Genomic DNA, 24,194 nt, shown 5'->3' with positions numbered 1-24,194 from the left:
CTCAACAAATACGGTAGGGCATACCGAATTTCAAGCTTGTGGAGAGCAAGTAAGACTCGTTAGCAATCCTGCTAAAAAGCGTTGTTCTAAGAAACAAGAATCACACCGTAAAGCGTTAGCTTAACGGGAGAGTGTCAAGAGCAGTTTAGTAATGGTGAAATTACTCTGAATAGGGCAATAGATAGAATGTCGCTTCAAGTTGATAAGTTTATTGATGAATTACCAGTTGAAAAAGCGCAAAAGGAAAAATTAACTATTTGGAAGCAAGGGTTATTTGGAACGCAGAATGAATTAGCGATCGCAAATGCTGGTCTAAAGCTTACAGTTAAAGAACTAGCAGATTTGGTCAATCAAACTAGTGTAACTTACCAAGCATATCAGGATAAATTTAAAACCTATCAGGAAAAAAGATGTAGCGCAGCTGTTAACGATCTGCAAAGGTTTTTGTTACTGTTAGATGCAAATATTAAGATAATTAGTGGTAATAATCAAGTAAATTTTTTGACAAAGGAAGAGCTTTTAAATTCCCAAGAGTATCAAAATTTTTGGTTATCTAATTCGATTAACTCTGAACCTAAATTAGGTATGTCCTTGTCTAAGATATATGAGGAGATTATTAAGATAATCAAGGGAAAAAGTAAAGGTAATCCTAATTTAGAGGCTTTTAAGCAAGGTTTTGGTGAAGAAGGTCGAAAATTACTGGGTTCTAAGCTATTCTTGAAATCGAGCCGGAAAGATAGATGGAAATATACTTTTTTGCCTGTTTTTATTATTGGCATTTTCCTGGCTACTACTTGGAAATATATTTCTCCTTTCTTGGCAAATTTTATTAGTTCGTTTTGGGGAGGAATAGCTGTTGTTATACTGCTAATGGCTATTTTTGTGGTATTTTTACGAGTTAATCAAGAGCCTAGTTCCCAGAATTCCAACGAGCAAGGAAATCTGGCAAATATAGTTGATGAATTTTTCTCACCTGTTCCTAATATTGTCAATAATGAAGCAGAATTGATTGATTCTACGGCTAATAGTGAAATTAGCGAAGAAGGATTAGTTGATTCTGCGGTTAATAGCGAAATTAATGAAAAGCCGATCGCTAATAATCATGAAGAAGCCTTGACAAAATTCACAAATGAACTGAGAAATAAAATTGTAGAACTGAACCAAAATCCAGATCAACTTGAATGGGAGTTGAGTAGACTAGGACAAACATTTCGCCAATACTACCGAGCTTTAGTAATTAATTATGCAGATGTTGATTTGCCTTTTATTCCTGGCTCTGTGAAACAAAGTATTGCTTCTCTGGTTAAACGAACTAGAACGAAGATCGATCGCACTGAAAATGAAGTTAATCAGCTAGAAAAAGAAATTGAAATGTGGTTCGATCGATCGATGGATCGCTCATCAGGAGTTTATAAGCGGAATGCAAAAGGAATTAGTTTATTAATCGGCTTTGGATTAGCCATTGTGACCAATTCTAACTCTATTTATATTGCCAATCGATTGGCATACGACGAAGAATTAAGACAGACAGTAGTACAAAGAGCAAACACGCTTATCTCAGAAAATCAAAATTTGAACGTGGGCGATCGCAAAAAAGAAGTTTCGGAAATTTTAGATGAGCAACTGGGATTGCCTATAGGTTGGAATCCGCGTGTATTAGGTCAACAATTGAGTTGTCCATTACCGGGAAAAAATTCTCAGGATAATAGAGATGATTGGGATAAACTATTCGATACTTGTATTAAAATTAGTAAAACAGATATAGCCTCGAATGTAGGTAATATTAACAACCCAGTTGCGGCAAAACTAAAAAAAGATAATCCTGCTAAAATCAATCAAGAAGCCCAGAGAAAAGACAAAGAAGCTCTTAATAAAAATAAAAATTATTTTGTTCCGACGGCTATTTTGGTGATGATAGCAACTTCAGGAAAATGGTTAGTAGGGCTTTCGTTCTTAATTGGATGGTTGGTTACAGCTGTCGCCATTTCGATGGGAGCTTCTTTCTGGTTTGATTTGCTAAGTAAGGTGGTAAATGTTCGCAATACAGGTAATAAACCGCCCTCTTCTGCAAATCGAACTTCTGTAAGTTCTGAACAAAATTCTTAGGTATGTTGTTGGACTTTAGTCCTACTTTTCTCTCTTAGTAAGACTGAATTCGCTACAACGGACGGTTATTCGCTGGGTAATTTTTTGGGTTGAATTGGTAAGTTTAACCATTCGCTTAGTTCAGCGGCAAGCCATTCGATTTCTGGTGGAGTTAAGCCGTGTCCAAACTGACATTCGCGCATTCCTGCCCAAATTGCGATCGCCCAAGGAACACCTTCAGCTAAGTATACTAATTCTAATTTGTCGATATCTTGTTTCGGCATGGAACAAGAATTATATTTAGAGCCAATTAAAGCAGACATTCCGGGACGAAAACTTAATTTAAAGCCAAATAATTTGTAAGCTAGAGAAATTCGTTGTTGGTTGATATTTAAAACTGTTTTACCAAAAAAACTAAACAGTACTTCTAAGATCATGCCAATACCAACTCCCCAAAAAGGTAAGGAGAATAAGACAAAGAAAATATTAATCCCCCAAGGAGAAGTAAAAAGGGCTGTAATTGTCCACAAAAATATGCCGGAATTCCAGGCGATCGCAAATAAAATCAAAAATACAATGTGCGGTTTTACACCTGATTCAAAAATATTTATATCTAAAAAATTAGCTTTTTTATTTAAAATAACTTTGCTACCTGAAGGCTTTTTAGTAATTAAAAAAATACTATTTTGAGTTAAAGGGTTTTCCAAAGCTTTTAATGCTGCTTCCGCAGAAGTTAACCGCCGATTTAAACTCGGTTCTGTCATCCATTTTAACCAGCGTGAAAAGCCCGGATTAATGTTAGCAAATCGCTCAAATTCAATTCTTAAATCTGTTTGGGGTAAATCCGCTGGATGAGTACCTGTAACTAAATAAATTAAAGTTGCCCCTAAACTGTAAAGATCGGAAGCGGGAACTGCCCTACCGCCAAATTGTTCTGGTGGCATATAGCCGTAAGTTCCTACTACTGTGATTGTTGCAGATTCTCTGGCGGCGAGAGTTTGTACTGAGCCAAAATCTACTAAATAAACTTCGCTTTTACCACTCTTAGAACTATTAGTCAAAAGAATGTTACTTGGTTTAATATCTCGGTGAATTATTGGTGGTTGATGTCGATGTAAATAAGTCAAGATTGCTAAAATATCTTGGGCAATTTCCTTAACTTCGCTTTCGGTAAAAGTTCTGCCAGCTTTTAGGTGTTCTTCTAGGGAATTAGCCGGAATATAAGTTTGGACTAAGGCAAATCCTTTGTGATTTGGTGAGTTTACTTCAAAATAGTCTAAATACTGAGGAATAGCTGGATGAGATAGGCTTTTTAATGTTTTTGCTTCTCGTTCAAATAACTTTAAATCATCCCATTCCAAATCATTACTGAAAGTTAGTAGCTTAATTACCACTAATTCTTGATTTTGCCGATCGCAAGCCAGCAAAGTCCTGCGTCCGGCTTTTTTTCCTAGTTGTTGGCGAATTTCGTAACGTTCTTCCCAGACTGTATCAAACATTTTTTACTTCCAATGTTGTCTCTTTTCGTTCTATTCTGAAGCAAGGCTGAAATGTTGAACTTTTTATTAACCGAATAATGTTACAAACTGTAAAATCTTCCCTGCGGGAACAACAACACTCTTTAATTCGCCAACTGGCTGATTGTATTGAGTCCACTTGGGAACAATACTTACAATTGGAAGCGTATCATCTCCCAGAAGATTTGGGATATGTGGAAGGGCGACTGGAGGGGGAAAAACTGACGATCGAAAACCGTTGCTACCAAAGTCCGCAATTTCGCAAAATGCACTTAGAATTGGCGAAAGTGGGGAATTCGTTAGACATTTTACATTGCGTAATGTTTCCCCATCCCGAATATGCTTTACCAATGTTTGGTACAGACTTAGTGGGCGGTAGGGGACAAATCAGTGCGGCGATCGTCGATCTGTCTTCAACTAACCCCGATCTGAGTTTACCAGAAAACTACAGAAATGCTCTTTCTGGGTTGCCTGCGATCGACTTTTCCCAACCGCGAGATTTACCAGAATGGGGCGATATTTTTTCCGAATTTTGTTTATTTATTCGTCCGGGAAATCCAGAGGAAGAAACACAGTTTTTAACTAGAGTTCGGGACTTTTTAACTATTCACTGTCAGCAAGCAAGCATTGCCCAACCTGTTGACGAACAACGTCGTGAGGAAATTTTAAAAGGTCAACGTTATTACTGCACAAAACAACAAAAAAATGATAAAACCCGCAGAGTTTTAGAAAAAGCTTTTGGTAATGATTGGGCGGAACGTTACATGACTACGGTTTTATTTGATTTTGTTTAGTTGTTTTTGGAGGTTAGAACCTAAAATTGTAGAGACGTTGTATACAACGTCTCTACATCTGCTTTAAGATGCTTTAACTAGACTCTTACCAACAGTTACAGATGGTTGAATTGGTAACTGAGCATGATAGAAAGATGGGTGAATCAAAGATTGTGCTAATAAACGACGATAGAGGTCGCTAAGTTGAATTGCTACACCCGTCCAACTAAAGTTTTGTTGTACTCTTAATGATGCTTGTTTGCGGAGTTTTTGTGCCCAAATTTCATCGGCTAAAATGCGATCGATCGCCCCAGCAAAACCATCCACATTTTGCGGCGAAACTAACAACCCAGTTTCTTCTGGCATCACTGTAAACCGCAAACCTCCCACATCAGAAGCAACCACAGGCGTACCACAAGCCATTGCTTCAATTGCTACTAAACCAAAGGGTTCGTAATGACTGGGAATCACACAAACATCAGCAGCAGTGTAATACAAAGGTAAGAGATCGTGACCAATTCTTCCGGCAAAAATGGTATTGTTTGCTATTCCTAATTCTTGGACAATACCTGCAATTCTCTCTCTTTCTAAACCGTCTGATTGGTCTGGTTCGCTACCACCAACAATCACTAATTTTAGGTTAGCGTAAGGATGTAAAGCTTCTGATTCTTGGTTTTCAATTTTGCCTTTTAGTTGGGCGCAAGCACGGACTAAAGTTTCAATTCCTTTCCGTCGATCGAAACGTCCCACATATAAAACAATTTGTTCATGAGGATCGAAACCTAGTTTTGCCCTGGCATCTGCTTTCGGCATAGTAACACGGAAGTTTTCAATGTCTGTACCGCAAGGAATCACTTCAATATTACCTGCTTGAGAAACTAAGCTGCGGAGAGTTTCTTCTTCTTGGGGACTGGTAGCAACAATGCAGTTTGCTTGTTGTAAAATTTGCTTTTCAACTGCTAATCTAGTTTCCGCAATTGGTGGTTTTTTCCCTGTAGCTTGATACTTGACTGCGCCAAGGGAATGATAGGTGTGAATTAGTTGAATGTTGCTGCGTTCTTGTAAGCGCAAACCGATCCAAGCAGAAAGCCAATAATTAGTATGAACTAAGGGATAATTTGTGCCTTCTTTGACTTGAAATTTTTGGAATGCCTCAACAAATTCGGGCATATATTCCAGTAAGCGATCGCGCGGCACAAACTCCTGTGGCCCTGCAACTAAGCGAATTGTGCGACAATGAGGCGAATGTTGCACAATGGTTGCATCTTCCGGGTGTACTTTGCGAGTGAACATATCCACTTGCCAACCTAATTTGGCTAAAGCTTCACCCACTTGACGCACATACACATTTTGACCGCCTGCTTCTTCTTTGCCAATTTCCGCAGCGGGATCGCCATGATCGGAAATTAAGGCGATCGCTTGGCGGGAAGGAACATCGATGTTTGTAGCTGCAAAATGAGTTTTTGGCGGTAAGGAAGATTTACCTTGAGAATTGTTGGCAGAGGACTGTAAAGAAATTTTAGTCATGACTTCACCTCTTTAGTCATTAAGTGGTTAGTCATCGATCAATAGAGATCCTTAGTTCATTACCCGATCTGGTAATGAACAGGGAACACAATTTAAAGAATCATTATTGATAAATGACTTTGCAAAAATTTAGTGCAAGTTTGCAGGTCAAATTTATTAGAAGTCGCTAAAAACGCTGAAAATTTGGTGCTATTAATTCCAGAAATCTCGCAAAAGAGTTCGGTAAAATTACAGGTTTACCCTCACTAATTTGTCTCGCTTAAAACTGGTATATGTAAATGTCCGTTTTGATGTTCAAATCTTCCGGTTAAAATTTGTTGATAAACTGCTTCGTAACCATCGGTCATTTGTTTGACGCTGAAGTTGTTGGCAATGTGTTCTCGGCAAGCTTGGCGATCGATTTTTTCAATCTTTTTCACAGCCTCAACACATTCTGCCACATCGTTGCACAAGAAACCTGTCTTACCATCGGCAATAACTTCGGAAGTTGAACCTAAATTGATGGCAACTACTGGTGTCCCAGCTGCCATAGATTCAACCATTACTAAGCCAAAAGGTTCGCGCCAAGTAATTGGGAATAGCGTTGCCAGTGCTCTACCCATTAATTGATTCTTTTGAATGTGATTTGCTTCTCCTGAATATTGAATTTGTTCGCCGTCAATGTGTGGTTTAATTTCGGTTTCAAAATATTCCGCATCAACCGCATCAACTTTACCTGCCATTTTTAGTGGTAAACCTACAGCTTTAGCAATAGCGATCGCATGATGTGGCCCTTTTTCTGGCGACATCCGACCTAAAAAAGCTAAATAAGGCGGTCGATCGGGTTGGGGATAAAACTTATGACTATCAACGTCAATTCCGTTGTAAACATTTGCTACATAGTTCAATCCTAATCTAGGTTCTTTTTGGGTGTGGGAAATACTGATGTAAGGCTGTTCTTTGGCATGGGTAAAGATTTTTTCGTGATCGTAAGTAAAAATTCCATGCAATGTATGAACAGTGGGAGTTTTCACCAGTTTGGCATAAGGTAATGCCGGATGACCTACATGGGAATGAATGATATCAAATTCAGATGCTCGTTGATACACCTGACTGAGTTGCAGCATTTCATAAATGCTGTATTCCTTCACATTCGGATCGAGTCTAATCGCACGAGGATGCACTGATTCAATCTTAGCCAGACTAAGAGAATCTCCTGATGCAAATAGGGTGACTTCATGTCCACGCCGAACTAGTTCATCAGTCAACAGACTAACTACTAATTCAATCCCGCCGTATGCTGGTGGTGGCACTCTTTCCCAGAGTGGGGCAACCTGAGCAATCCGCATAACAAACCTCCTAAAAATCGAAAATTTATAGTTAGAAGCGCCTGCTTTCTTGAGTTCGGAGTGCTATCAAGCGACTCACTTGCACTAAAATTAGGGTTAAGCACCAAGCTTCTGCGAGAATTTAACCTGAATTTTATATTTTCAAATCGCTTCTTTGCTAATCACCCAAGTAGGGAAATCCCTATCTCTCACGGCAAAAAAATGTATTTGATTTGACAGTTTTTTTTCCACTTTTACCCTTGTCGCCACTTTTCTTCTGGGATAAAACTAAATAAAATTAGCGAGATCGGCGGGATAATGAAGAGCTTGTATGATTGTGAAACTACTGGAAATTAAGGTCAAAACCTCTTGAGGAGGTAAGCAATATAAAGTTAATTTTTCGATCGATAAAGATGAACCCTAATTTTACTGTAGGTCGGGTTCGGTAAATACTACTTCTCGATCGAGCTATTAAGCTTCTGGAAACAGTGGGATTAGGGAACAAAATTAATCACTCGCATTAAATTTAAGGCTACTGAAAGTTCCGCCCTCTATAGGGCGGGGTGTTTACCTCTGGTAAACACCTAAATAAATCTAGGAAAATTCATTTTTTTGTTGTTTTGTTAGCTGGTTTAGCACCAGGTTTAGCTGCCTTAGCTCCTGGGGGGGCTGGAGGTCGTCTCATTGGTGGTGGTGGTGGCGGCGGGGTTGGCGCTCCTCCACCTGCGGGTTTGGGTACGTCTCTACGAGTGGCAAAGCTAACATTAACACCATCATTAGATTGCTCTAACACTAACAGTGGTGTGGGTTTAGCTTTTTGATCCCATTCCATGTGAACGATCCGACCTTGAATTGTCGGTTGCCAATTATCAGTCTCATCACTAGGACTCAAGAAAGTTTCGATACAGTCAATAATTTGATTGATGGTGGCAGAAGTAGCTTGAGTGGGTAATTTCATCAGCCGAATTTGAATTCGGAACAATACAGCTTTTTTCGCTTTTACCCCTTCTACTGGAACATACTCAACATCGAAAATTTCATCAACTTGTCTTCCCGAAACGCTAGCAATACCAACAGCTGTTTGTTGAGCTTGGTTGGGCCGGAGAGCGACAGCAATTTTTTCCTTCACTTTCACCTTGATTTGATTAACAATGGCAAAGTGAAATACCTCTTCTGCCATCCGCATTCGCAAATAATCTAAGTTGAACTCCCTGGAATAAACCAAGTCTGGATTAGTTTCCATCTTGCGAATCGTTTCCAGTGCTAACTTTAATTTTTTGTCCAGTTCTTTGATGCGAAAATCTTCAAATCTAATCTTTTTATGCAATTTATCTATCTGAACCTTGGAATATATCCCCAAAGCTAGTAGCACTAAAACTAAACCTCCAGAGAGTCCCATCCAAATATCAACTGATGATGAATCGGTGGGATTAGGCTTTTTGGCGGGGGTTTGTGCTAACAGGGGATCTACGAGAATAATTGAAACTGGCATTAGTCTAATCCTACTGGGAACTAGGTATCTACATATAGAATGCCCGTCAAAGAGGTAATTGCATCAACAAAGTCAATGAAAGTAAAGAAATATAAATACATCAGTATTTTCACTGAAAATTGCACCTATTTAGCCAAGGTAACGTACACCTCATCAGACTAGAGGCAAGCTATGTCTAGCAATAACATATTGTTTACCAAAAACCAAGAGTAATCCCTGCGATTTAGAGCAAATATAATGAGACTATTACATTCTAGTGAGAGAACAAAACATTATTTGTTTACAATCTACAATATCACCTAATTGGATCGACTTTTTAGTATGTCTAGTTCTATAACGCAGCAATAGAGGTATGAATTGATTCTCAAAAATTGTGATGTTAATTCAGTTTTTCTCGCCTGATAAGGCTAATGCCTAATGATTTTTACTACCTTAAATCCCAGTTCTTATTCATACGTCATGTACTACGATTCTACTGAACCGATGTCTCTTGAAGAAGCTCGATTTTGCCAAGCAATTACTGTGGCGATCGCTCAATCAGTAGATTTCCAAAGTGCCCTAAAATTAACCTTGGCTCAAGTGTGTGAACTAACAGGTTGGAATTACGGTGAAGCTTGGATGCCTCGCCTGGATGGTTCGGCTTTAGAATATAGCCTGGTTTGGTACGGTAGCGCCAATTTAGAATCATTTAGAAAATACAGTGAAGCTTTAACATTTCCCCCAAATGTGGGTTTACCTGGGCGAGTTTGGTTATCTAAAAAACCAGAGTGGATTCCCGATGTTTCCCAAGCACCAAAAGCAATTTTCCCCCGCATGGAAATGGCTTTAAAATCTGAGCTAAAAGCTGGATTAGCAATTCCTATTGTAGTGGAGGACTACGTTTTAGCAGTTCTAGTATTTTTCATGTTTAAATCTAGGGAAGAGGATTACCATTTAATAGATTTAGTTTCTAGTATTACCAATGAATTAGGTAAATTATTTGAAAGAAAGAGAATCCAAGAAGTATTAAAAACTCAGTATCGAGTCCTCGAAAATTTAGCAGAAGGGGTGACTGTTTCTGATGAAAGAGGTAATCTTTTATTTGTTAATAATTCATTTTGTACCATGTTTGATTATGTACCAGAAGAGTTGGTTGGCAAAGATTTATCTCTGATTAATCAGTGTTTGTCAGAGGAGAGAATCACCGATGATTTAAGTAATAAATTTTTTGACTTAAAAGAGTTAAGAAATTTTGCCAAACATGGAACAGAATTAATTACTAATACACGCTTTTCTGATTTAACCATTTCGGGGAGAAGGTATTGGATTGGGATTTGGGAAAATATTACTGCTCAAAAACAAGCTGAAGCCGAATTAGCAAAAAATCAACAAAAGCTAGCTACAGCAATTGATTTATTACCAGGTATTACTTTTTATGCTGGTAATAACCATGATTGGTCAAAGAGATGTTTTGGGAAAGATACTTGGGAATTAACTGGTTATAAAACTGAAGAACTGTTGGCAAAAGGCAGATTTTATTACGAAATTATCCATCCAGCAGATTTACCAAAAGTTTTAATTGCTCTTGATTTGGCTATTGCTAAAAAGCAAGGCTACCAAGTCGAATATCGGATTTGTACTAAGTTAGATGAAGAAAGGTGGGTATGGGAAAAGGGTAGGGGAGTTTTTGATAGTCAAGGTAAAGCGATCGGTTTAGAAGGAATTATTATTGATATTACGGAACGCAAACAGGCGGAAGAAGCATTACGAAGGGCGGAAAGTAAATATCGCAGTATTTTTGAAAATGCGGTGGAGGGGATTTTTCAAACTTCTGTGGATGGCAGATATTTAATTGCTAATCAGATGTTGGCTCGGATTTATGGTTATGATTCTTTAGAAGAGTTGTTGTTAGATTTTACTGATATTAAACATCAACTTTATGTCGATCCTAATCGGCGGACTGAGTTCATGCTTTTAATTCAAGAACAAGGGGCAATTTGGGGTTTTGAGTCACAGGTTTATCGCAAAGATCGCAGTATAATTTGGATTTCGGAAAATGCTTCTGGTTTATACAATAGTGAAGGAAAGTTAATCGGTTATGAAGGGACTGTGGTAGATATTACTGAACGTAAAAGAGCCGAGGCGACGATTCAATATCAAGCTTTTCATGATTTGTTGACTACTTTACCAAACCGGGCTTTGTTTAATGAAAATCTGATTATTTCCTTGCAAAATGCTCCGAGTCATCAGCACAAATTTGCGGTAATGTTTCTTGATTTAGACCGCTTTAAGATCATTAATGATACTCTGGGTCATGCTGTGGGCGATCGCTTATTACAAGATGTTGCGGAAAGGTTAAAAAGTTGTCTGCGCGAAGGAGATATGGTAGCTCGTTGGGGAGGTGATGAGTTTACTATATTACTGAGTCAAATTAATCATGCAGATGATGCGGGTAAGGTGGCTCAAAGAATTATTGATGCGCTTAAGTTACCTTTTTATTTAGAAAACCAAGAGATTAATACTAGTACTAGTGTGGGTATTGCTATTTATCCTGAAGATGGAGAAGATGTGGATACTTTACTGAAAAATGCTGATTCCGCTTTGTACGAGGCTAAGAAAAACGGGAGAAATAATTTTCAATATTATATGTTTGAAAATCATCAATCAATGTTTCTGAAAGCTATAATTCAACCTAATATTTATGCAGAAAAGGAAGAATAAACTTTTACCTATTTAAATTGGTGGGTTAGGGTAATTTCTGCGGTAGGTAAGAAAGGTAGGAAAAGTAGGAAAGGTAAGAAAGGTAAGTATTAATGTTACTATAATTTTTAGTAAAGATTTGTTGTTTATAATACTTATGGTTTCCGTTAGGGAGCAGACTCCTGAAAGTTGAAGCGGGAAACATGAAATTTGCGATCGCATCGAAAGGTGATTTGCAGAAGCGATCGTTCAAATTGTTGCGTCTAAGTTTACTAAATTGAATCAATAGAATGACAAGTAAAGCCATCAGACTAGAACTAGCGAGACAACAGGCTGAAACCACACAAACCTTCCCCAATTGGTTAGCCCTTGTCTCCTTATTTATTGGGATAGTTGGCATATCCTTTGCTGCCATTTTTATTAAGTTAAGCGAATCGGAACTGAGTCCTTATGCGACCATATTTAATCGTTTATGGATCAGTACTGCTAGCTTGGGATTAGTCAATGGAATCCAAACGATTCGCCGTCGATGTTCATCAGATCGAGTAGAAGAACAGTCCGCCAAAAATAGCGAGAGTTTTACTAAATATATCTGGTTATTTCTGGGATATGGGATTTGTTTTGCAGCGGCTCAATTATTTTGGGCTTGGTCAATTACTCAAACCAGTGTAGCAATATCAACAGTATTACATAATCTGACTCCACTTTTTACTTGTTTGCTAGCTTGGTTGTTATTTGGTAAGCATTTTGATAACAAGTTTATTTTGGGAATGGCGATCGCTTTAAGTGGAGTTTTTGTAATTGAATTAGAGGATTTACAAGTTGCTACTGGAAAAGTTCAAGGAGATTTAGCAGCGGTAATTTCGGCAATTTTAGTAGCTGGATATTTGCTGATTGTGGAAAAACTGAGAACTAAATTTACTGCTAGTAAAATTTTATTTTGGGGTTCAGCGATCGCCACTTTAGCAACTTTACCGATTCTTTGGTTAACTGGCGATCGACTTTTTCCTGATTCTTGGCAAGGATGGTTATTTGTTATTGGTTTAGCATTAGTTTGTCAAGTTATTGGTCAGGGGTTAATTGTTTATAGCCAAAATATGTTGTCTTCGGGATTTATTGCGATCGCCTTTCTTCTAGATCCAGTAATCACTTCTCTGCAAGCTTGGGTGATCTTTTCGGAACGATTAAGTATTTCTAGTTGGATTGCTTTTGCTGTAGTTTTAGCCGGGATATATTTTGCTCAACTCAGCAAATCAGCGGTTAAAGAAGAAAGTTCCTAATCAAGAAGCAATTTAATTATGATGTCTGTCTAAGCCAGTCACAGCAAGAGTTCTCAGCATCTTAGATAGTAGAAGAAGCCGTACTAATGGTTCGGTTGTACTCACTGGAAAGGAGGTTTTGTACTTTGTTAGATTTAGATTACGAAACATTAACGGACAGGATGCTACTTATGAACGAGGTGTCACACAAAAACCCCGAATTCTTCGACAACTCTGAAGGTAACAACTTGCTTTGGCAATATGTAAAATCTCTGCAACCAGAGATCATCACTGAACTTTCCAAACCTTCTTCGGAAGCAGCGAAGGTAATGGAAGCTAACTTAACAGGAATGTTGGGAACTTTACCACCGGAACATTTCGGCGTGATGATTACTACTTCCAAGGAAAACTTGGGACGCTTGTTAGCTTCTGCAATGATGAGCGGTTACTTTCTGCGGAATGCCGAACAAAGAATGGGTTTTGAAAGATATTTGCAAGCTGCAACAGAAAGCAGTGAAAGTGATAGCTAGGATGAAAAGACAGCTTTTAATTATTTCCCCAATTTGGGGATGAGAAAAAGTTATTGGCAGGTTAATTCGGTAATCTCTTCAAATTGAAAGTTATTTACCAAATGGGTTAATTTTTCGGCTAATTCTACTTTTTCGGTGGGAATTTCTGCAATCAATTCCAAAATTTGTTCGTCATCGGCACAAATAGCGGCGTGATTTAGTTGTGCTAACCATTCAGCAGACATGATGGATAAGTCAGCCGCTGTTAATTTTTTCCCGCTATCTAAAGAAGTTTTGCTTGTTTGGGTTTGTTGACTGGGGGTTGGTTCTTCATATAAATATTTGACTCCTAAATGATTGCTCATTTTGGCAAAAATTTCGGGGATGCGGAAAGGTTTACTGAGGAAATCATCACAACCAGCTTTTAAAATTCGATCACGCTCTTCAGTAAAAGCACTAGCAGTCAAAGCAATAATTATGGGAGTATAGTTTTGTGATTCTTGGCAAATCTCTCTAATTTTTTTGGTTGCCTCTAATCCATCCATTCCCGGCATTCGCATATCCATCCAAATTAAATGTGGTTGCCAAGTTGTAAGTAAATCGATCGCCTTTTTACCGTTAGTTGCATCACGGACTTCAAAGCCAACCGAGGTTAATACTTTATCTAAAAGTTGACGATTTTCCTGATTATCTTCTACAACTAAGATGCGATAATTTGGCTGTTCTGGCGCTAAAGCAATGACTTTATTGAGGTGAGTTTCTGGTTGGCGATCGCTAGTAATTCCAATTTTAACAGTAATATCAAATGTGACTGTAGTACCTTTACCTAATTGACTATTAATACTAATATCTCCTCCCAGTAATTGCACAAATTGGCGGCTAATAGGTAAACCTAAACCCGTTCCTTCCATTGATTTTCTGCCAGTTTCACTTTGAAAAAATGGCTCAAACAAATGGTTAACTTCTTCTGCATTAATTCCTGGGCCGCTATCTTCTACTTCAAACAAAATTTGACATTTAATTGTTGAGCTTTCTGCGTCAAACTGACGCGAATCTTCAATCATTTTTACGCGCAATTGTACAGTACCTTCTTGGGTAAATTTAATTGCATTGGCTAGTAAATTAATCAATACCTGTCGCAATTTACTTTCATCAGTTTTCACATATTGAGGCAAGTCAGGTTCCCGGTGAAATAATAAGTGCAATTTTTTTGATTTTGCCTTTAGTTGTAACATTTCTTCCAAACCATCTAACAAACGGGATAAATCAAAATAATTTTCATTAAAAGTTACCAAACCCGCTTCAATTTTAGAAACTTCTAAAACATCATTAATTAGCGATAGTAAATGTTCGCCACTCCGACCAATAATTCCTAAATATTCTTGCTGTTCTTGATTTAAAGAATGCTGGGCTAACACTTGGGTAAAACCTAAAATTGCATTCAGAGGAGTTCGCAATTCGTGACTCATTTTCGCTAAAAATTGGCTTTTGGCACGATTAGCTGCTTCGGCTTCAACTGCTGCTTGTTGTAGTGCTGATTGGTAAAATTTTAACACAGCAAACATTAAAGCATTTCGTAACTCGGCAGCAGCATCAATTTCGATTTGTTTCCACGGCAAACATTTTTCTCTAACTGTCTCTTTCCACATTTCAAAGGAACGACGGGGCGAAAGATTAATCATCCCATTATCTTCAACTCTCACAGGTTTATTGGGATCTCCTGCCCAGTTTACTGTTTGAATTACTTCTGGTCTTAACCAAATTATTTGATAATAAATGCGATCGACAAAGATAGAAATTGCGAGTAAACCACTGGCTAATTCTTTGATTTTATTTGCTGGGGGATAAACTTGGGAAAGGCAATTTATGTGAAATATTTCTTGTTGGTTGTAATTCTGTAACCAGTTAACTAATTTTTGGATGTCTTCTTTGATTGGAGTTTTGCCAATTAAAGTTATATTATCCCCAAAGTAAATAATCGCACCATCAGCATTGACTAGTTCTAATAAGCTATTTCCCTTTTCGTTGAAAATCTGATTATTGACATTGTTATCTAACAATATTTTTTTTAGGTCTTCTTGAATTAGCTTGATTTTTTCAGTATATTTTTCAAATTCTTGTTGCTGTTTGTTAACGATTTCTAGGGACATTACTTGCCCCAGCAATTCACAGACTTTGCGAATTTCATAGTTTACGTAGCGAGGCGAATAATGATGACATACTATTAATCCCCAAAGTTTTTTGTCCGTAATTAACGAAGTACATAAAGATGCTCCAACTCCCATATTTTGCAGATATTCTATATGAATGGGCGAAACGCTTCGCAATACTGAGAAACTTAAATCTAAGGGAGCATTTGTCAGCGGATTATTTCGGGGAATAATTGGTACTGGTTGATAGTTTATATCGGTGATTAATCGGAGCCAATTTTGATAGTATAATTGTCGGGCTTGTTTGGGAATATCCGAGGCAGGATAATGTAAACCTAAGAAAGGTTCTAAATCCTCTCGTTTATTTTCCGCAATGACTATACCACTTTCATCTGGCTCGAATTGGTAAATCATTACTCGATCGTACCCAGTAATTTGTCTAACTTCTTGAGCTAATAATTCAGCCATTTCTGGAAAATTACTGGCTCTTTTAATATTCATAATTGCTGCTTTAGCTAAATGATAAAAGCTGAGGGCAGAAAATTGATCTTTAACTAAAGCTCTCTCCATCTCTAAAATTAAGACTCCATCGTGGCGATGAATTATACATTCAAAGTCTTTGGTGGAATCAGAAATTCTCAAGGAAATATTCAGGGGATTATATATTTCTATATTTTCAGTATTTAGGCATTCTTTTAGTAGATTAAGTTGGGTTGGGTTGAGGAACTGAGCTAAACTATGATTAATTAATGATGCTGCCGGAATTCCTAAAAATTCTGCTGTATTTTGACTAGCTTGGAGAATAATTAAATCTGGTTCTTGAAGAGTTAACAAAATACCATGAGGCTGGATTAGACCAGGAATGTGGATCGCTTCGCGATCGCAATTTGTTAAATCAACGAATTCCGGGGGAACAAATTCTGTAATATCCATTTTCAGCAAAAACAAATCACTAAATATTATTGCTAGATAAAATTAAACCAATAATTACTTTTTAACACAATTTTTGGGTAGAAGCTGCTATATTGAATATTATTTAATAGCTACCAAAAGCGGTAAATAAATAAGTATAATTTGGGCAGTATCATCGAAGGTTAACCGTGACAGTAAATCAGCCTCTCAAAAACTATATTAATGGGGAATGGCAAACATCGAGCAGCAACAACTACTTACAAGTAGTTAACCCCGCTACCGCAGAAGTATTAGGTAGCGTACCATTGTCACCTGCAATTGAGGTAAACGCAGCAGTTACCGCAGCAGTAACAGCCGGAAAAGTTTGGCGACAGACTCCGCCAACTGAACGAGTGCAATATTTATTTAAATTAAAAAATCTCTTAGAAGATAATTTTTCCGATTTAGCAGAAACCATAACAGTTGAGTGTGGTAAAACTTTAACCGAATCTAAAGGTGAATTGCGAAGGGCGATCGAAAATGTGGAAGTCGCCTGTGGTATTCCTATTTTAATGCAGGGATACAACTTAGAAGATGTGGCACGGGGAATCGATGAATTTATGATTCGTCAACCTCTAGGAGTTACCGCGATAATTTGTCCTTTTAACTTTCCGGGAATGATTCCTTTTTGGTTTTTACCATACTCCATTGCTTGCGGAAATACGGTAATTGTTAAACCTTCGGAAAAAGTACCTTTGACAATGGAAAAAATTTTCCAATTGTTAGAACAAACGCAACTACCAAAAGGAGTAATAAATTTAGTTAACGGTGCGAAAGAAGCGGTTGATGCGATTTTAGATCATCCCACAATTCGGGCAATTAGTTTTGTTGGTTCTACACCAGTTGCTAAATATATTTATAGTCGCGCCGCTGCTAATGGGAAGCGCGTGCAATGTCAAGGAGGCGCGAAAAATCCAATTATCGTTTTACCAGATGCAGATATAGAAACAACCGTAAAAATTGCGGCTGATAGTGCTTTTGGTTGTGCGGGACAACGTTGTTTGGCGGCATCTTTGGCGGTGACAGTGGGAGAAGCAAAAGATAGTTTTACAGAGGCGATCGCAAACACCGCATCTAACCGTAAAGTAGGATATGGTTTAGATCCGAATGTGGAAATGGGGCCAGTGATTTCTCCTGAAAGTAAACAAAGAATTGAAAACTTAATTCAAGTGGGAATTGATGAAGGGGGAAAATTATTAGTAGATGGGAGAAACCCACAAATTTCCGGTTATGAAAAAGGCAACTTTATTAAACCAACAATTCTGCAAAATATTAACCCAACTGGAGAAATTGCTCATACAGAAATTTTCGGCCCAGTGTTAGGTTTAATTCACTTAGATAGTATTGAGGAAGCGATCGCCTTTGTCAACAGCGGCGAATGGGGAAACATGGCTTGTTTATTCACCACAAATGGTGCTGCTGCCCGCAAATTTCGCTATCAAGCCGAAGCTGGTAATATTGGTATTAACATCGGCGTAGCTGCGCCAATGGCATACTTTCCTTTTAGTGGTTGGAAAGCCAGTTTCTTCGGTGACTTACACGGACAAGGAAGAGACGCAGTAGAATTTTTTACCCAAACAAAAGTAATTGTAGAACGTTGGCCCAAAGACTGGTCAAGACAATTTTAGAAATAGGTACGTAGTTGCGCTTCAGCGCCTTTATTTAGTGCTGAAGCACAACTACGTACCTGATATTAATTTTAATTCGGAGCAATGACAATTAAATAGTCATATTCTGACAATATATAATGAGTTGGAGGGTTAGAAATTACCTCTCCATCTTCGTCCTTTTGCACAGCAATCACAGTACTTTGATGGTGTTGTTTCATATAGATAAAAACTTCCAAAAATGTCAAACCAATTTGCTCTTTAGGCAAAGGAATTTTATAAATTTGATTACCATCTTGAGAACTGAAGATATCAGAAACTACGTTAGTAATACCGTGATTAATCGTAGCTTGGTAAATCAACATACTACTTAACTCGCTGCTGACAATTATTTCATCTGCGTTAGCTCTTTTACAGGTAGAAATATAACCTGGATCTACTAATTCTACAATGGTATAAGCACTACGATTAATACTTTCTACAGTTAAAGTGGAGAGAATAACTTTTGCATCACGAGCCAAATTATCTAAACTGTCATCGCCTAAAATTATGACAGTTTTTGCCTCAGCTAAATTAGCACGATTTAAGGTTTCGTCAGATACTTGACCTTGAATAAAAAATAAATATTTATCATCTACTGGCTTACTGTCAATATTGGCGATTAAAACTATGGGTGTGGTTTTAGTTTTACCGTCAAAGCGCAAACCATTTAAAATTAATTTGGCGCGATAATTCCATTCGCATAAGATGATGTGGTTTTTTACCTGAAAACTAGTCATACCTCGATCTTCTTTGATTTTTCTATCTACTAAAATGCTAGCAATAGTAGCACTGACGGTAGCCAAGATAACAATACTAAAAAACATATTGACGATCGCAATTACTCGACCCCAAAATGTGACGGGTGTAATATCACCATAACCAACAGTGGTTAAAGTAACAATATTCCACCACAAAGCATCTAGAACTGATAAATCAGGTTCTAATAATGATAAACCGATCGAACTAAATCCCAGGATAATTCCTATAGCTAAAATTAAGCGATCGAGTTTTTCCCGTTGCAAAAAGTGCCAGAACCTTTGGCTAAAAATTATTAAGCTAGTATCTGGCGCTTTTGTTGGTTGCAAAACGATTACTCCTTGATTAGCCGTTAAAACTTAAGTTTATTCTAACAGCGGATTAGTTGATTCTTGACTATCTTTATTGTCGCTCGGTACGACCAAAATTTTATCAACTCGGTTGCCATCCATGTCTACTACTTCAAAACAAAAACCTTTCCAATCAAATTTATCGGTAGCGGTGGGGATTCGACCTAAATGGGACATAATTAAACCACCCATTGTGTTGTAACTGCCTCTTTCTTGAGGAGTCAATTCTTCAATTTCAAACATCTCTAAAAACTCATCTACAGACAACATTCCATCAATTAACCAAGAACCATCATCCCGTTGCACGACTAAGGGTTCATCAGTATGATAAACTGAAGGAATATCGCCGACAATTTCTACTAAAATATCATTGAGAGTAACTAAACCTTGAATTACCGCATATTCATCCACGACAAATACAATATGAGTTCCCGTCTGTTTAAACATTTCCAAAACTTTTAAACCTCTGGTACTTTCGGGAACAAACAAAGGTCGGCGCAAAGATGCAGTTAAATCTAACGGTTCGGAGTTTAAACAGCGAGAGAGAATATCGTTGACTTGTAATACACCAAGGACATTATCTAACTCTCGTTGACAAACCGGAAAGCGAGAATGTTGGCTACTAACAAGTTTTTGCCGAGTCACTTCGGCGGAATCTTCAATATTTAACCAAACAATTTCCGGTCTGGGTGTCATTAAGGCACTGACTGGTCGATCGCCTAAGCGAAACACCCTTTCTACCATGTCTTGTTCGGCTTCTTCAAAAGTTCCCGCTTCCGTACCTTGTTCGATTAAAACTTTAATTTCTTCTTCAGTTACTTCCGGTTCTGTTGAAGGTGTAATTCCCAAAATTCGGATGACTAACTGAGTGGAAGTCCCCAAAAAATAGACTAAAGGTGCAGCAATGATTGACAAAAATCGCATCGGCATGGCAACAATTGCTGCAATGGATTCGGGACTATTTAACGCCATGCGCTTGGGCACTAATTCACCGATAATTAAAGTTAAATAAGTAATAATTAAAATGGCAAGTACGGAAGCGATCGCCTCCCCGGAAGTTCTGAGAAAGGGAATATTGGCTAAAATTGGTCTGAGATACCGCGAAATCGTGGTTTCCCCAAAAGCACCAGAAATAATACTCAACAAAGTAATGCCAATTTGCACCGTGGGAAGAAATCGATTCGGCGCATTCGCCAAGGATAAAGCGAGTTGAGCCTTACGATCTTGGGTAGCCATCTGTTGCAAGCGGATCTTGCGCGAAGAGACGATCGCCATCTCCGACATCACTAGAAAGCCGTTAGATACAATCAGCAGTAAGATAATCAGAAAATCGGTAGTTAGAGACATGGATGGAATATCAAGCAAAAACTAATTAAATGCTAAATCCTATGAGACGATAATCTACTTCCCGGAACTGAAAACCTGGGGATGTCCTTATTTAAAATGATCTTTGTAGACGTAGAGCAAACTCTCCAATCAAAAATCCCAAATCCAAAATCTAAAATCCAATGACCTTTTCTTCGATTATCCGTGCTTTAGGCCGATCGCCACTCACTAACGAAATCCTGACCAAACTCAACCGTCAGCAGCATCTCCGGTTGAGTGGTGTTCCCCGTCTTCCCAAGGGTTTGGTCGCTTCTGCGATCGCGCAAACTGCTGAAAAAAACCTGTTCGTCGTCACCGCGACTCTGGAAGAAGCGGGACGGTGGTCGGCGCAGTTGGAAGCGATGGGTTGGCAAACGGTGCATTTTTACCCGACTTCGGAAGCGTCACCCTACGAACCTTATGCGCCAGAGTCGGAAATGACTTGGGGACAAATGCAGGTTTTGTCGGATCTGATTGGTCAAGCTTCTTCGGGTAAAATGGCGATCGTGGCGACTGAGCGATCGCTTCAGCCTCATTTACCACCACCAAACGTTTTTCAGGAGTATTGTCTGACTTTGAAGTTGGGAGAAACGGCAGATTTGGCTGATTTTTCCCGGAAGTTGGCGCTTTTGGGTTATGAACGGGTTTCTTTGGTGGAAACTGAGGGTCAATGGAGTCGTCGGGGGGATATTATTGATGTTTTCCCGGTTTCGGCTGAGTTACCTGTAAGGTTGGAGTGGTTTGGCGATGATTTGGAGAAGATTCGCGAGTTTGACCCGTCTACTCAGCGATCTTTGGATAAAATTGAGCGTTTGTTGTTGACTCCGACGGATTTTACGGCGATTTACCGGGGAGTTTTGGGGGATTTGAACCGCAGAGACGCAGAGGACGCAGAGGAGGAAGAAGAAGAAGGAGAAGAGAGAAGAGAGGTTTGGCGGTTGTTGGGTTCGGCTTTTTCGGAACCTGCTAGTTTGTTGAATTATTTGACGAGTAATACTTTGATTGCTGTTGATGAACCAGAACAATGTGAGGCGCACAATGTTGTTTGGTTTAATATGGCTCAGGAACAATGGAATGCTGGGAATGGGGAGGGATCTAATATTCCTAAGTTGCATTGTTCTTTTGATGATTGTTTGGGGAATAATTCGCGGTTTCATCGGGTAGATTTGTCGGAAATTGCGGAAGATTCTTCGTTAAATTTGGCTAGTCGTCCGGTTCCAGCGACTCCTCATCAGTTTGCTAAGTTGGCGGAAACTTTAAGGCAAGAAAGAGAACGAAAGTTTGGGATTTGGATTGTTTCGGCGCAACCTTCGCGATCGGTTGCTTTACTGCAAGAACATGATTGTCCGGCGCAATTTGTTCCGAATCCTCGCGATTTTCAAGCGATCGATAAATTACAAATTCAGCATACGCCTGTGGCGGTGAAATATTCCGGTTTGGCGGAGTTGGAAGGGTTTATTTTGCCAACTTTCCGGTTAGTTGTTGTTACCGATCGGGAATTTTACGGTCAGCATTCTTTAGCTACCCCAAGTTATATTCGCAAGCGGCGACGCGCAGCTTCTAAACAAGTCGATCCGAATAAGTTACAAGCGGGTGATTATGTAGTTAATAAAAGTCACGGGATTGGCAAGTTTCTCCGGTTGGAAAAGTTAACTATTAATAATGAAACTCGCGAATATTTAGTGGTGCAATATGCTGACGGTTTGCTGAGAGTTCCGGCAGATCAACTAAGTGGTTTGTCCAGATTTCGCAGTACCACAGATAAGCCGCCAGAATTAAATAAAATGACCGGGAAAGCTTGGGAAAATACCAAGTCAAAAGTTCGGAAAGCAATTAAGAAACTGGCGGTTGATTTACTAAAATTATATGCTCAACGCGCTCAACAGCAAGGGTTTTCCTATCCGATCGATAGTCCTTGGCAAGAAGAAATGGAAGATTCTTTCCCTTACCAACCTACACCGGATCAACTAAAAGCAACCCAAGATGTAAAACGCGATATGGAATCTCTTAGACCAATGGATCGTTTGGTTTGTGGAGATGTGGGTTTTGGGAAAACTGAAGTCGCAATTCGCGCAATTTTTAAAGCCGTGACTGCGGGGAAACAAGTCGCAGTTTTAGCCCCAACAACGGTTTTAACTCAGCAACATTATCACACTTTAAAAGAGCGTTTTGCACCTTACCCAATTAATGTCGGTTTGTTGAATCGTTTCCGCAGCGAAGAGGAAAAACGCGATATTCTTCGCCGTCTTTCTACGGGTGAATTAGATATAGTTGTGGGAACTCAACAACTGTTAGGTAAAAATGTTAATTACCGAGATTTGGGTTTATTAGTGGTAGATGAAGAACAAAGGTTTGGCGTTAACCAAAAGGAGAAAATTAAGACTTTAAAAACTCAAGTTGATGTGTTAACTTTGACCGCTACTCCAATTCCCAGAACTTTATATATGTCGCTTTCGGGAATTAGAGAAATGAGTTTAATTACAACTCCTCCGCCTTCCCGTCGTCCAATTAAAACACATCTCGCACCTTTCGATCCTGAAGCGGTAAGAACTGCAATTCGTCAAGAACTCGATCGCGGTGGACAGATATTTTATGTTGTTCCCAGAGTAGAAGGAATTGAAGAAACAGCAACAAAATTGCGGGAAATGATTCCGGGTGCGCGAATTGCGATCGCTCATGGTCAACTCGATGAATCTGAGTTAGAATCCACAATGTTAACCTTCAGCAATGGCGAAGCAGATATCTTAGTTTGTACCACAATTATTGAGTCTGGTTTAGACATTCCTCGCGTTAATACTATCCTGATTGAAGATGCACAAAAATTCGGTTTAGCTCAACTTTATCAGTTGCGAGGAAGAGTTGGTCGCGCCGGAATTCAAGCTCACGCTTGGTTATTTTATCCGCGAAAAAGTCAACTTTCGGAAGCTGCGCGTCAACGTTTAAGAGCTATTCAAGAGTTTACTCAATTAGGTTCCGGTTATCAATTAGCAATGCGCGATATGGAAATTCGTGGCGTGGGTAATTTGTTGGGTGCGGAACAGTCGGGACAAATGAATGCGATCGGTTTTGACCTCTATACAGAAATGTTACAAGAGGCGATTCAAGAAATTCGCGGTCAAGAAATTCCTCAAGTTGATGATACTCAAATCGATCTATCTTTGACGGCGTTTATTCCCTCTGATTATGTTACTGATATCGATCAAAAGATGAGTGCTTATCGATCGGTCGCTGCTGCTAAATCGAAAGAAGAATTAGAACAAATTGTGGCGGAATGGAGCGATCGTTATGGCGCTATTCCTCCAGCTGCAAGACAATTATTAAAGGTAATGGAACTGAAACAAGTTGCTCGGAAGCTAGGTTTCTCTCGGATTAAACCTGATGGTAAGCAGCACGTTATCTTGGAAACTAAAATGGAGGAACCAGCTTGGAATATTTTGGCGGAGAATTTGCCGGAAAATTTGCGATCGCGATTTGTCTTTACTCCAGGTAAAATAACTATTAGAGGCTTAGGTGTGGTCAGTGCTGATAAGCAATTACAAAGCTTGATCGATTGGTTAAGCAAAATGCAAGGCGCTTTAATGGAACCTGAACTCGCTGTTAATTAGTACAATAGTTATTAGTCATTGGTCATTGGTAAATTGACTTTTGATTGATGGCTAATGGCTTATTGTGGTGTTCCCAAGCTTGTTTTTTAACCACAGATGTCCGCAGATAAACACAGATGAACACAGATGTTCGGGTAGGCTTTCGGTGTGTGGCAAAAGTTGGTTTTTAGAACGCAGATGAGAAGATAAATAATTTTGATTTTTGCTAAATCTCTCACTA

14 protein-coding genes are annotated in these 24,194 nt (G+C 38.8%); 7 read left to right on the top strand and 7 right to left on the bottom strand.

Translation table 11 applies throughout. The features are described from left to right. Window positions 1–186: 186 nt before the first annotated feature. Window positions 187–2,106: a hypothetical protein gene (locus tag ACE1B6_RS23470; RefSeq protein WP_413259694.1), complete on the top strand. Its 1,920-nt coding sequence runs from the start codon at window positions 187–189 to the stop codon at window positions 2,104–2,106. 65 nt (window positions 2,107–2,171) lie between these two features. On the opposite strand, the gene ACE1B6_RS23465 is transcribed toward ACE1B6_RS23470, so the two are convergent. Beyond that, complete coding sequence (locus ACE1B6_RS23465) at window positions 2,172–3,584, bottom strand: serine/threonine protein kinase (RefSeq protein ID WP_413259693.1); 1,413 nt, start codon at window positions 3,582–3,584, stop codon at window positions 2,172–2,174. Between the two features lie 77 nt (window positions 3,585–3,661). Between ACE1B6_RS23465 and ACE1B6_RS23460 the strand changes: the two genes are divergently transcribed. Further along, the gene (locus tag ACE1B6_RS23460) at window positions 3,662–4,396 is read left to right on the top strand and encodes a phycocyanobilin:ferredoxin oxidoreductase (RefSeq protein ID WP_413259692.1); all 735 of its coding nucleotides are present in this window, start codon (window positions 3,662–3,664) and stop codon (window positions 4,394–4,396) included. Window positions 4,397–4,459: 63 nt separating this feature from the next. Here the strand turns inward: ACE1B6_RS23460 and ACE1B6_RS23455 are convergent, their stop codons facing one another. From ACE1B6_RS23455 to ACE1B6_RS23445, 3 genes are all read right to left on the bottom strand, one after another. Then, on the bottom strand, window positions 4,460–5,815 hold the full coding sequence (locus ACE1B6_RS23455; protein ID WP_459563090.1) for a glycosyltransferase family 4 protein: 1,356 nt from the start codon (window positions 5,813–5,815) through the stop codon (window positions 4,460–4,462). Window positions 5,816–6,147: 332 nt separating this feature from the next. Beyond that, the gene (locus ACE1B6_RS23450) at window positions 6,148–7,230 is read right to left on the bottom strand and encodes a glycosyltransferase family 4 protein (protein ID WP_413259690.1); all 1,083 of its coding nucleotides are present in this window, start codon (window positions 7,228–7,230) and stop codon (window positions 6,148–6,150) included. Window positions 7,231–7,813: 583 nt separating this feature from the next. Then, entirely contained in the window at window positions 7,814–8,701 is an 888-nt protein-coding gene (locus ACE1B6_RS23445; RefSeq protein WP_413259689.1) for a hypothetical protein, read from the bottom strand. 417 nt (window positions 8,702–9,118) lie between these two features. Between ACE1B6_RS23445 and ACE1B6_RS23440 the strand changes: the two genes are divergently transcribed. The 3 genes from ACE1B6_RS23440 to ACE1B6_RS23430 all read left to right on the top strand — a co-directional run bounded on the left by ACE1B6_RS23440 (window position 9,119) and on the right by ACE1B6_RS23430 (window position 13,169). Then, window positions 9,119–11,401: a diguanylate cyclase domain-containing protein gene (locus tag ACE1B6_RS23440; RefSeq protein WP_413259688.1), complete on the top strand. Its 2,283-nt coding sequence runs from the start codon at window positions 9,119–9,121 to the stop codon at window positions 11,399–11,401. A gap of 269 nt (window positions 11,402–11,670) precedes the next feature. Further along, entirely contained in the window at window positions 11,671–12,660 is a 990-nt protein-coding gene (locus ACE1B6_RS23435; RefSeq protein WP_413259687.1) for a DMT family transporter, read from the top strand. 170 nt (window positions 12,661–12,830) lie between these two features. Then, complete coding sequence (locus tag ACE1B6_RS23430) at window positions 12,831–13,169, top strand: DUF760 domain-containing protein (RefSeq protein WP_413259686.1); 339 nt, start codon at window positions 12,831–12,833, stop codon at window positions 13,167–13,169. A 50-nt stretch (window positions 13,170–13,219) separates the two neighbouring features. Here the strand turns inward: ACE1B6_RS23430 and ACE1B6_RS23425 are convergent, their stop codons facing one another. Then, entirely contained in the window at window positions 13,220–16,231 is a 3,012-nt protein-coding gene (locus ACE1B6_RS23425; RefSeq protein WP_413259685.1) for an ATP-binding protein, read from the bottom strand. Between the two features lie 167 nt (window positions 16,232–16,398). Here ACE1B6_RS23425 and ACE1B6_RS23420 point away from each other — a divergent pair, with 167 nt between their 5' ends. Beyond that, complete coding sequence (locus tag ACE1B6_RS23420; protein WP_413259684.1) at window positions 16,399–17,877, top strand: CoA-acylating methylmalonate-semialdehyde dehydrogenase; 1,479 nt, start codon at window positions 16,399–16,401, stop codon at window positions 17,875–17,877. Window positions 17,878–17,948: 71 nt separating this feature from the next. Here ACE1B6_RS23420 and ACE1B6_RS23415 read toward each other — a convergent pair whose 3' ends face one another. Beyond that, the gene (locus tag ACE1B6_RS23415; RefSeq protein WP_413259683.1) at window positions 17,949–18,983 is read right to left on the bottom strand and encodes a potassium channel family protein; all 1,035 of its coding nucleotides are present in this window, start codon (window positions 18,981–18,983) and stop codon (window positions 17,949–17,951) included. A 36-nt stretch (window positions 18,984–19,019) separates the two neighbouring features. After that, on the bottom strand, window positions 19,020–20,351 hold the full coding sequence (locus tag ACE1B6_RS23410; protein ID WP_413259682.1) for a hemolysin family protein: 1,332 nt from the start codon (window positions 20,349–20,351) through the stop codon (window positions 19,020–19,022). Between the two features lie 161 nt (window positions 20,352–20,512). On the opposite strand from ACE1B6_RS23410, the gene mfd reads away from it, so the two are divergent. Continuing rightward, window positions 20,513–23,974: a transcription-repair coupling factor gene (gene mfd, locus ACE1B6_RS23405; protein WP_413259681.1), complete on the top strand. Its 3,462-nt coding sequence runs from the start codon at window positions 20,513–20,515 to the stop codon at window positions 23,972–23,974. Window positions 23,975–24,194: the final 220 nt, after the last annotated feature.

Origin of the sequence: Floridaenema fluviatile BLCC-F154 (genome assembly GCF_041929135.1) — a bacterium.
Classification (GTDB): domain Bacteria; phylum Cyanobacteriota; class Cyanobacteriia; order Cyanobacteriales; family Aerosakkonemataceae; genus Floridanema; species Floridanema fluviatile.
Note: the sequence above shows the minus strand (reverse complement) of the source record. Positions and strands in the feature narration are given on the sequence as shown.